At 65.7% G+C, this 9,295-nt stretch carries 9 protein-coding genes; 8 read left to right on the top strand and 1 reads right to left on the bottom strand.

Features of this window, described 5'->3' with window-relative positions; translation table 11 throughout:
- From AXK11_RS10030 to AXK11_RS04500, 7 genes are all read left to right on the top strand, one after another.
- Positions 1 to 1,831, top strand: a 1,831-nt coding sequence (locus AXK11_RS10030) for an LPD3 domain-containing protein (RefSeq protein ID WP_197456803.1), incomplete at its 5' end; no start/stop codon positions are given.
- A 31-nt stretch (positions 1,832 to 1,862) separates the two neighbouring features.
- Positions 1,863 to 2,333 (top strand): acetolactate synthase small subunit, encoded by a 471-nt coding sequence (gene ilvN, locus AXK11_RS04525; protein ID WP_068629750.1) that lies wholly within the window; start codon positions 1,863 to 1,865, stop codon positions 2,331 to 2,333.
- Between the two features lie 236 nt (positions 2,334 to 2,569).
- Positions 2,570 to 3,598, top strand: coding sequence for a ketol-acid reductoisomerase (ilvC, locus tag AXK11_RS04520; protein WP_068629749.1), 1,029 nt, complete (start codon positions 2,570 to 2,572; stop codon positions 3,596 to 3,598).
- 157 nt (positions 3,599 to 3,755) lie between these two features.
- Complete coding sequence (locus AXK11_RS04515) at positions 3,756 to 4,925, top strand: hydroxymethylbilane synthase (protein WP_082780889.1); 1,170 nt, start codon at positions 3,756 to 3,758, stop codon at positions 4,923 to 4,925.
- Positions 4,922 to 5,734: a uroporphyrinogen-III synthase gene (locus AXK11_RS04510; RefSeq protein ID WP_068629747.1), complete on the top strand. Its 813-nt coding sequence runs from the start codon at positions 4,922 to 4,924 to the stop codon at positions 5,732 to 5,734. Before AXK11_RS04515 ends, AXK11_RS04510 begins: the two co-directional genes overlap by 4 nt.
- Positions 5,735 to 5,861: 127 nt before the next feature.
- Complete coding sequence (locus tag AXK11_RS04505; protein ID WP_068629745.1) at positions 5,862 to 6,983, top strand: DegT/DnrJ/EryC1/StrS family aminotransferase; 1,122 nt, start codon at positions 5,862 to 5,864, stop codon at positions 6,981 to 6,983.
- A gap of 4 nt (positions 6,984 to 6,987) precedes the next feature.
- A complete protein-coding gene (locus tag AXK11_RS04500; RefSeq protein WP_082780890.1) occupies positions 6,988 to 7,695 on the top strand; it encodes a phosphoribosylanthranilate isomerase in 708 nt (235 codons plus the stop codon).
- Here AXK11_RS04500 and AXK11_RS10285 read toward each other — a convergent pair.
- The gene (locus AXK11_RS10285) at positions 7,655 to 8,167 is read right to left on the bottom strand and encodes a methylated-DNA--[protein]-cysteine S-methyltransferase (protein ID WP_068629744.1); all 513 of its coding nucleotides are present in this window, start codon (positions 8,165 to 8,167) and stop codon (positions 7,655 to 7,657) included. The genes AXK11_RS04500 and AXK11_RS10285 overlap by 41 nt on opposite strands.
- A gap of 66 nt (positions 8,168 to 8,233) precedes the next feature.
- Here AXK11_RS10285 and AXK11_RS04490 point away from each other — a divergent pair, with 66 nt between their 5' ends.
- The gene (locus AXK11_RS04490) at positions 8,234 to 8,689 is read left to right on the top strand and encodes a GatB/YqeY domain-containing protein (protein ID WP_068629742.1); all 456 of its coding nucleotides are present in this window, start codon (positions 8,234 to 8,236) and stop codon (positions 8,687 to 8,689) included.
- Positions 8,690 to 9,295 lie beyond the last annotated feature (606 nt).

Below are 9,295 nucleotides of genomic sequence, written 5' to 3'. Positions count from 1 at the left end.
GCGCGACTTCCTGATCTACCTGTGGGCAAAGCGTGCGCTGGCACTGTGGGATGACCCGCGGGGGCCGCGCAATGGGGGGCTGGACAGGGCGGATGCGGCGTACCTGGTGGCCGAGCTGGGCTCGCCCCAGTTTGAGCGCGCGGCGGCGATAGTCTACGCGTGGACTGAGGGGGTGCTCGACTATGTGGCGCAGGCCAGCCCTGCGCTGGCCGAGACGGTGCGGCGCATACGCGAGGTGGACCCGGGCTCCTACATCCCGCTGCGGCGCGAGTTTGCCGAGTTTGAGAGGCAGTACCGCAGTGGGGGCGGGGGCGGTAATACGGCCGCGTCGCGCGCGGAGCTGACCAAGCGGCTGCGGGGCAGCACGCGGCGGATCAAGAACCCGGTGCACAGCATGCTCGTGCAGACCAAGGAGCTGGTGCTCAAGGCGCACCAGCGGCGCGTGATCGACCAGATACTGCACCTGACGCGCACGGTGAAGGGGCTGGGCCACTACGCGGTGGAGGTGCCGGCGGAGCGGGTGCCGGCGGCGCAGCGGCCGCTCTCCGGCCTGCTGGAGCGGATCGAGGCGCAGGAAGCGGCGCAGCAGGGGCGGGTACAGGAGCTCTCAGCCCAGGATCGCGAAGACCTCGCGCACAGGGAGTTTCTGGATGGTGAGCCGGTGGCCCGTCTTACAGGCGAGGAGTTTTCCCAAGGCGAAGGGGGGATGCTGCGCGACCGTATCGCGCAGTGGTATGCCGAGCACGACCGTGCTACTGTGGAGGTAGGGGGAGTGGGCACGGTGCAGCTGGACAGGCGCGCGGTAGAGCGCAGCCTGAGCCATGGGCATAATCGCGCGAAGATAGCCGCGTTTGCGGCGGTGCCCGATGTCTTGCGTCGCGGAAGGCTGGTCCACGAGGAGCCGCTGAGGGGCTCGACGCAATCGGGCCGGTTTCTGCACCTTGCCGCACCTGTCGAGGTGGGGGGGCGCGGACACATCCTTGATGTGGTGGTGAAGGCTGATACCTCAGGGGGCCGCCTGTACCTGCACAACGTGGTGCTGCGGGAGAAACTCCAGCACCCGCCTACGCAAGGGACCGGTGGTCCCGGCAGTGCTGTTGCAGCCAGTGAGGCTGGGAAGCGGTCTGCATCAACGGATGCTGGAGTGATCGAGACTGTACTTCAGCGCATCTACTCTGTCAAGGCGGATAACCTTGAGGCGGGCGCACGTGAGGGGGTGGAGGGGCTCACCTCACCGAGCCGGAGCCAGGTCACGAACGAGGACGCTCGGAGCCGGGGCCCCTCCAGGGAACTGCTTGTTCAAGGGTGGCAGCCTGTCAAGGAGCAGGGCATGGCGGCGGGCGAGGCTGAGGGCACCGACAGCAGCAGCCTGCTCGAGGAGATGGTAAACTTCTTCGGGCCGGCGGCCGAGGAGCCCAAGGCGGGCGAGTGGCCGCGCCTGCCGGTGTGGGAGGATGGGCGGCTGCGGTGGTACGAGCTGGAGCCGGAGCTGTATGCGGCACTGGCGGCCATGGATGCCGCGCAGGTCTCGCCCGTGGTGGAGTGGCTGGGGGGCAAGTGGGCGCGCGCCTTCCGGCTGGGCACTACGGGGCTCAATGCGGGCTTCTCGCTGATCACCAACACCACGCGCGACCTGACGACGCTGATGCTCAACAGCACGGCCAATGGCTCGCGCGGGGATGGTAGAGGCACTATTTTGCATCACGGAATTGTGGCGCAAAAGCGGCACAAATCGGCTTTACTAGAGGGCAATGCTCGGGTGCTTTGCCGGATGCAGCCGGAGGGCGGGCGCAAAGTGCCTGTTTGCCGAGTGCACCTGACTGAGCGATGACAACACACCTATGAATTTAGAATCACCACCCATGCGACACACGATTTCCGCCCTCGTTGAGAACAAGTTTGGCGTGCTGGCCCGGGTCGCAGGGATGTTTTCGGGGCGCGGGTTCAACATCGATTCGCTCAACGTCGCGCCGACGCACGAGGCCGCGTTTTCGCGGATCACCGCGACGCTGAAGGGCGATGACCGCGCGCTGGAGCTGTGCATCAAGCAACTGCGCAAACTGGTCAACGTGGTCGAGGTGACCGACTTTGCCGAGGGCTCGGCGGTCAACCGCGAGCTGGTGCTCGTAAAGGTGCGCGCCGACACGCGCACGCGCCCCGAGATCTTGCAGATCAAGGAGATCTTCCGTGCCAAGATCGTAAATATGTCGCAGGACGATCTCGTCATCGAGTGCACCGGGGACGACGAAAAGATCAGTGCATTCCTCAAACTTCTTGAGCCTTTTGGCATTCTTGAGCTCGCGCGCACGGGCCGCCTCGCTCTTAAACGCTGAGGCTCGGCGCGCAGCATCTGCCGCGTGAGGCCCTGCTCATCCGCGCTCTTTTTCCCTCCTTCTTAAACCGTAACTCACGCCAGCCAGAGCCCCGCCCGCTCACACCCACCACCCCGCCCTCGTTTCTCGCTTCGCCATCCGCCCTCGCCACCCGCCCGTTCGTTCACTCGCATCACTTTCCCACACAACAAACCCAACTCGCACCCACGCTTCCCGTCCCCCCCCCTTTTTTCATCATGCCCGCAAAAGTCTACACCGACAAAGACGCCGATCTCGGCACGTTTAAGAACAAAACCCTCGCCGTCATCGGCTACGGTTCCCAAGGCCACGCGCACGCGCTCAACCTCAAGGAGAGCGGCTGTAAGGTCATCATCGGCCTGTACCCCGGCAGCAAATCGCGCGACGTCGCCGAGCAGCACGGCTTCGAGGTCTACGACACGCCCGAGGCCGTCGCCAAGGCCGACGTCATCATGATCGCGCTGCCCGACATGGTGCAGGCCGACGTGTACCAGGCCGACATCGAGCCCAACCTCGCCAAGGGCAAGACGCTCCTCTTCTCGCACGGCCTCGCGATCCACTTCGACCTGATCTCCGTGCCCAAGGGCGTGGACGTGATCATGGTCGCGCCGAAAGGCCCGGGCCACATGGTGCGCCGCCTCTACGTCGAGGGTAAGGGCATGCCTGCGCTCATCGCCGTCGCCGAAGGCAGCTCGCGCTCCGCCAAGAAAACCGCGCTCGCCTGGGCAAAGGGCATCGGCTCGACCCGCGCGGGCGTCCTCCAGACCACCTTTAAGGAAGAGACCGAGACCGACCTGTTCGGCGAGCAGGCCGTCCTCTGCGGCGGTGCCAGCGCGCTGGTGCAAGCCGGCTTCGAGACGCTCGTCGAGGCGGGCTACCAGCCCGAGATGGCGTACTTCGAGTGTCTGCATGAGCTCAAACTCATCTGCGACCTCATGTACGAATCCGGCATCGCCGGCATGCGTTTCTCGATCTCCGAGACCGCCAAGTACGGCGACATCACGCGCGGCCCGCGCATCGTCAACAAGCAGACCAAGGCCGAGATGAAGAAGATCCTCAAAGAGATCCAGACCGGCAAATTCACCAAAGAGTGGGTCAAGGAATACAAGGGCGGCCTGAAGAACTACAACGCGCTGCTGAAGGCCGGTGAGAAGCACCAGATCGAGAAGACCGGCGCGTACCTGCGCGGCATGATGCCCTGGATGACCAAGAAAAACATCAAGGGCGCCCAAGCTTCCTACGCCTGAGGAGCCGTTGGCCCTTTTGTCTGGCGCGCTCTCGTTGGCCCGTGCCACAGCGCAATGACTTCGCCGAAAGGCCTCGAAATTCGATTCGGGGCCTTTCTTGTTTTTCAGGAAAATCTGCGGAAAAGCCGGTGCCTCTCCCCATTCCTCCCCCACGCTCATGACTCCCCCCACGCAAACCGCCAGTCCCGCGCCAGAGGTGCCGCCACGCGCTGGTGCCGCGGCGCCCGCGCCCGCCGCGCCGCGCGAGCAGCAGGCCGCCGCCCCGCGAAGCGGGCGAGCGCTGCGGATTGCGACGCGCAAAAGCCCGCTCGCCCTCGCCCAGGCCAGACTGGTGGCTACCCGCTTGGGCGAGTTTTTTGGTTTACCGGTTGAGCTGCTGCCGATGAGCACGACTGGCGACCGGCAAGCGCAGTGGTCACTCGAAAAGCAGGGCGGCAAGGGCCTGTTCACGACCGAGCTCGAAGAAGCGTTGATCTCGGGTGAGGCCGACCTTGCCGTCCACAGCGCGAAAGATCTTCCCGGGCGCACTTCGGAGAAACTTATCATCGCGGGCTACCTCCCGCGTGCCGACCCGCGCGACGTGCTCGTGCTGCGAAGCGGTGTTGCCCATCCCGGAAGCGAAGCGAGTCCTCGTCCCGCCCCTTCGAGCCCGTGCCAAAAAAATGGGGCCCTGACCCTCGCGACCGGCAGCCCGCGCCGCCGCGGCCAGCTCGCGCTTCTTTTCCCCGAAGCGAGTTTTTGCGAAATCCGCGGCAACGTGGAAACCCGCCTCGAAAAAGTGGCCTCCGGCTTCGCGGTGCCCGGCGGTGCGCCCGCTTCCGCGACTGCTCCGCCCTCTGCACCTGCTGCGCCGGCCACGCCGAGTGCTGCGGACGCGCTGCACACAGCCCCGCCGCCCGCGGCGGCGGCAGCGACAGCGAGCGCCGGTGGCCGCATTCCGGTAGACGCGACGGTCCTCGCGGCGGCGGGCTTGGCCCGGCTCGGCATCAGGACCTGGCCGGGGCTGGAGTTTCGCCCGCTGGATTTTGGGGAAATGGTGCCCGCGGTGGGGCAGGGCGCCATCGCCGTGCAAACGCGAATCGATGAGGCTGCGCGCTACGCGCCAATCCTCGACCCTGCCACGGCGCGTGCGGTGCGCGTCGAGCGCGCGTTTCAGGCGGCACTCGACAGCGGCTGCCAGACGGCCTTTGCCGCGCACGCTGCGGGCGACAGCCTTTACCTCTTTCACGAAAAAACCGGCCGCCGCCGTTTCCCGCTTGCCGAGGCCGATTATCACGCCCCGGCCGATACCGCCAAACGCCTCCTCAGCTCTCTCGGTCTACTATGAGTTCTCCCCGCAGCAGTCGCCGCCCCGCAAAACCGCTTGCCGGTCGCCGGATCGCCATCACCCGCGCCCGCGAACAAGCCCCCGAGCTCACCGGAAAACTCACCGCACTGGGGGCCGAAGTGCTCGAACTGCCGCTGATCAAAATCAGCCAGTCGATCGACAAACAAGAGCTCGCCGACGTGCTGCTGGAGTTCGGCAGCTACGACTGGATCGTGTTCACAAGCGCGAACGGCGTGCGTCATTTCTTTCAGGAGTTTTTCAGGATTTTCGACGACATCCGCTCGCTCGGCCTCCTGCGCTTCGCCTGCATCGGCCCGGCGACCGCGCGCGAGATCGAGGCACTGCACCTCAAGGTGGAGTGCATGCCAAAGCTCGCGACGGGCGGCGCGCTGGCGGAGGCGCTGATCGCGACGGGCAGCCTCGATAACGCAAAAGTCCTCGTCATCACGGGTAACCTCAACCGCGACGAGCTCGTGCAAAAACTCGAAGCCGCCCAAGCAATCGTGGATCGGCTCCAGGTGTACAAAACCGAGCAGGCCGCGCTCGATGCCGAGCCCGCCGCGGCGGAGTTTCGCGAGCGCGGGGCCGACTGCATTCTCTTCGCCAGCTCCTCGGCGGTCACCTCTTACGCGGATCAAGCCGCCGCCCTCGCGCTCAGCGCCTCGGCCCGGCTGCCGCTCGCGGGCAGCATCGGCGAGCTGACGAGCGAGACGCTCACGCAGCGCGGCATCCCGATCGCGTTTGAGGCTCAGGAGCCCAGCCTCGACAGCCTTGTGACAGCCCTCGTTGAAAAACTGGGGAACCGATGAGCCCGCCGCGCGTACTCCCTTTCTCGTGCGGGGCGCGACTCTGCGCACCAAAGCTCACCCTGCTGCGCGTAGTTGCGCGGCAGTCGCGGCTTGGTGAGGCGGCGCCCACTCTTCTTTTTTCGATTTAATGAAAGTCCCTTTTCTCGATCTCGGTTTGCCGCACCGCGCACTGCGCAGCGAAGCGCTCGCCGCGCTGGCGGCGACTTACGACGCCACGCGCTTTTGCCTCGGTGAGGATGTGGAGGCCTTCGAGCGCGGCTTTGCCCAAACGCTCGACTACTGCGGGCCCGATGGCAGGCCCGCCGCGCTCGGCGTCAGCAGCGGCACGGCGCCACTGCACATGGCCTGCATGCTGGCGGGCTTTGGCCCGGGCGACGAGGTGATCACCAGCCCCTTCACATTCATTTCTTCGGCGTGGGGGATCAACTACACGGGCGCCACGCCTGTCTTCGCCGATATCGAAGCGGGCAGCTACAACCTCGATCCGCAAACGCTCGAAGCCGCGATCACGCCGCGCACAAAGGGCGTGATCGTCGTCCACCTCTTCGGGCTGCCTGCGCGGATGGACGAGATCATGGCAATCGCCCGCAAGCACGGCCTCTTCGTGATCGAAGACTGTGCGCAGGCCGTCGGTGCGCGCTATCGCGGCCAGCCAGTCGGGCTCTTCGGCGACGTGGGCACCTTCAGCTTTTACCCGACTAAAAACCTGGGCGCTTGCGGCGAGGCGGGGATGCTCGTCTCGCGCGATGGCGGGCTCCTTGCCCGTGCGCGGCAGATGCGGGTGCACGGCTCCTCGCAGCGTTACTCGCACGAGATGATCGGCGGGAATTGGCGGATGGATGGCTTTCAAGCCGCGATCCTCAACGTCAAGCTGCCGCACTTGGCCGGGTGGACGGCGCGCCGCCGCGAAATCGCCCGCCGCTACCTCGCCGAGCTTCGCTTGCCGGAGGCGGTGCTGCCGACAGTCGCAGCCGACCATGGCGAGAGCGTCTTGCACCAGTTCACGCTGACGCACCCGCGCCGCGATGCCCTGCGCGCGCACCTGGCCGACTGCGGCGTGGGCACCGACCTGATTTACCCGAAGCCGCTGCATCTCCAGAAATGCTACGCGGGTCTCGGCTACGCAGCGGGCGCGCTGCCCGTCGCCGAGCGGGTGGCCGCGCAGTGCCTCAGCCTGCCGATTTTTCCCGAGCTGAGCGACGAACAGGTCGGGCACGTGATCCGTAGCTTCAACCGCTTCACCGGCTGACATGATGAGCATCGCGCCCGCTACGCTTTCGCCCGCTGTTGCGGCCGCCGCCGCCGCCGAGCCCTTTCGGCTAAAGGTGTGTGGGCTGACCTCGCTGCGTGACGCGCGCTTTGCCGATCAATGCGGGGCGGACTACCTGGGCTTCATCCTGCATCGCGCCAGCCCGCGCTTCCTCGCGCCGGAGCGTTTTTTTGAAATGCTGCCGGAGCTGCCCGCGCAAAAAAAAGTCGCCGTGATGGTCGAGCCCGCCGAGGAGCTGCTCGACGAGGTGCTCGCGGCAGGCTTCGACTTTTTTCAGGTCCACTTCCGCCACACGGTAGAGCTGGCCCGGCTGCGCCACTGGTCGGCCGCCCTGCGTGCGGATCGGCTCTGGCTCGCGCCCAAGCTGCCGCCCGCCGAAGACGTGCCCGAGGCGTGGTTTCCGCTCTGCGCGGCAGTCGTGCTCGATACCTTTTCGCCCGACAAGTTTGGCGGCACGGGCGAGGTCGGCGATTGGCAGAAGTTTGCGCGGCACCGCGCGCGCCATCCCGGGCAGCAGTGGATTTTGGCCGGTGGTCTCGGCCCGCAGAATATCGCGGATGCAGTGTGGGCCAGTGGTGCGCGCTTCGTCGATGTAAATAGCGGCGTGGAGACGGCCCCGGGGATCAAGGATCTGGCGAAGCTGGAGCGCTTCACCGCCGAGCTCGCTCGTGCGCGAGCAGCGCTTGTTTGATCGCGAGCCCGTAGGCGAAGCCGCCCGGCGAGCCATCGGCAGCGATGACGCGGTGGCAGGGCACGATGAGGCAGATGGGGTTGGCACCGTTGGCCGAGCCGACGGCGCGCGCCGCGCGCGGCTGGCCGAGCTGGGCGGCGAGTGCACCGTAGCTCGTCGTTTCGCCAAAGGGGATTTCCGACAGGGCACGCCAGACTTTTTGCTGAAATGCCGTGCCGCGCAGCGGTGCGAGCACGAGCTCGAAGCCAGTGAGCTTTCCCGCGAAATAGGTCTCGACCTGCCGGCGCGCTTCCGAGTGCGTGCGCCGCAGCTTAAACGGGAGGCCTTCCGCTGGGCCGAGCGCTGCGCGCAGGCGGGCTTGCAGCACGGCTTCGCCACCAAAGGCGGTGGCGACGACTGCGCCGCTTTCGTTTGTCGCGATGGAAAAGGCGGCCAGCGGGGTAGCAAACGTTTCGAGGTACAGGGAGCGCATGCGCCAGACGCTGCGCGCAGATCGCCCGCTCGACAAGGGCGCTGCCGCGCAGCCACACTCGCCGCCATGTCTTCCTCTCCCATTTACGACCAACTGCGCGCCGACATCATCACCGCCATGAAGGCGCGCGACTCGGCGGCCACCACTGCGCTGCGCACTGCCGATGCAGCGATCAAGCGCGCCGCGCTCGATGCCAACGTAGAGATCGACGACGCGCTGGTGCTCGCGACGATGCGCAAGGGCGTCAAAAACCTGAGCGACGCGCGGGAGGATTTCGCCAAGGCGGGCCGCACCGATCTGGTCGCCGCCAATGACGCCGAGATCGCACTTCTGGAAAAGTACCTGCCCGCCGCGCTCTCACCAGAAAAGCTGGAGGCAATCGTCGGCGAGATCATTGCCGAAACAGGCGCGACCACCAAGCGTGAGATGGGTAAGGTCATCGCCGCCCTGAAGCAGCACCCCGAGGCCGCCTCCATCGACTTTGGCTCAGCCAGTAAACTGATCCAGGCACGACTGGGCTAACACGCCGCAAAATGAAAGAGTCGAAGACTCCCCCTGCGCGGGGGGCGGTGGCGTGGCGCCACGTGCCATTGAATTTGCGATTTTGCCCGTGCGCTGCGCGCCCGCACAAAATCGCAAATTTAACGGGACTTTCCTTTTCCGCTCCGCGCGGGGCGGCAGACGGTGCCTGCACCCATTTACTGAGCGGCTTGCGGGCCGTGCGTTCCGCACAGCACGCAAGCCGCTCAGTAGAAAGGGCCCGACTATTAATCGGTGATTCACCAGTAAATCGCTCATCTCGCCCCAATCGGTTCCATTTGCGTTTTGAGTTTCTTCCCAGTCGCAACGCGACTGGGGGGGAAGTTCATGTAAATTTGGGAATCGTGCTTCGCCGCGTAGCGGCGGAGCCGATTCCCAAATTAAATGGAAGGGGACGCCGTCCCCCGCCCCACGCGTAGTGGAGAAAAAAGGCGCACCGCGCAGGGGAGTCTTCGACTCGTTTTATGGGCGGCTCGTTGGCCGCGCGTCAGGGCGAGGGGGGCCAGAGGGCTGCCTTTGGCACAGTATGCGCAAGATATGCGTACTTTATGGTATTGCCGTGGAGGGGATGGGGGGATTTTTCGTAGG

Source organism: Cephaloticoccus primus, from assembly GCF_001580015.1.
In the GTDB taxonomy this organism is placed as follows: Bacteria; Verrucomicrobiota; Verrucomicrobiia; order Opitutales; family Opitutaceae; genus Cephaloticoccus; species Cephaloticoccus primus.
This window is presented reverse-complemented; position numbering and strand designations above follow the sequence as displayed.

Coding starts and splice junctions, on each gene's coding strand:
- AXK11_RS04515 (WP_082780889.1), top strand. CDS start 3,756: ATGACTCCCCCCACGCAAACCGCCAGTCCCGCGCCAGAGGTGCCGCCA.
- AXK11_RS04505 (WP_068629745.1), top strand. CDS start 5,862: ATGAAAGTCCCTTTTCTCGATCTCGGTTTGCCGCACCGCGCACTGCGC.
- AXK11_RS10285 (WP_068629744.1), bottom strand. CDS start 8,167: ATGCGCTCCCTGTACCTCGAAACGTTTGCTACCCCGCTGGCCGCCTTT.
- AXK11_RS04490 (WP_068629742.1), top strand. CDS start 8,234: ATGTCTTCCTCTCCCATTTACGACCAACTGCGCGCCGACATCATCACC.
- ilvC (WP_068629749.1), top strand. CDS start 2,570: ATGCCCGCAAAAGTCTACACCGACAAAGACGCCGATCTCGGCACGTTT.
- ilvN (WP_068629750.1), top strand. CDS start 1,863: ATGCGACACACGATTTCCGCCCTCGTTGAGAACAAGTTTGGCGTGCTG.
- AXK11_RS04510 (WP_068629747.1), top strand. CDS start 4,922: ATGAGTTCTCCCCGCAGCAGTCGCCGCCCCGCAAAACCGCTTGCCGGT.
- AXK11_RS04500 (WP_082780890.1), top strand. CDS start 6,988: ATGAGCATCGCGCCCGCTACGCTTTCGCCCGCTGTTGCGGCCGCCGCC.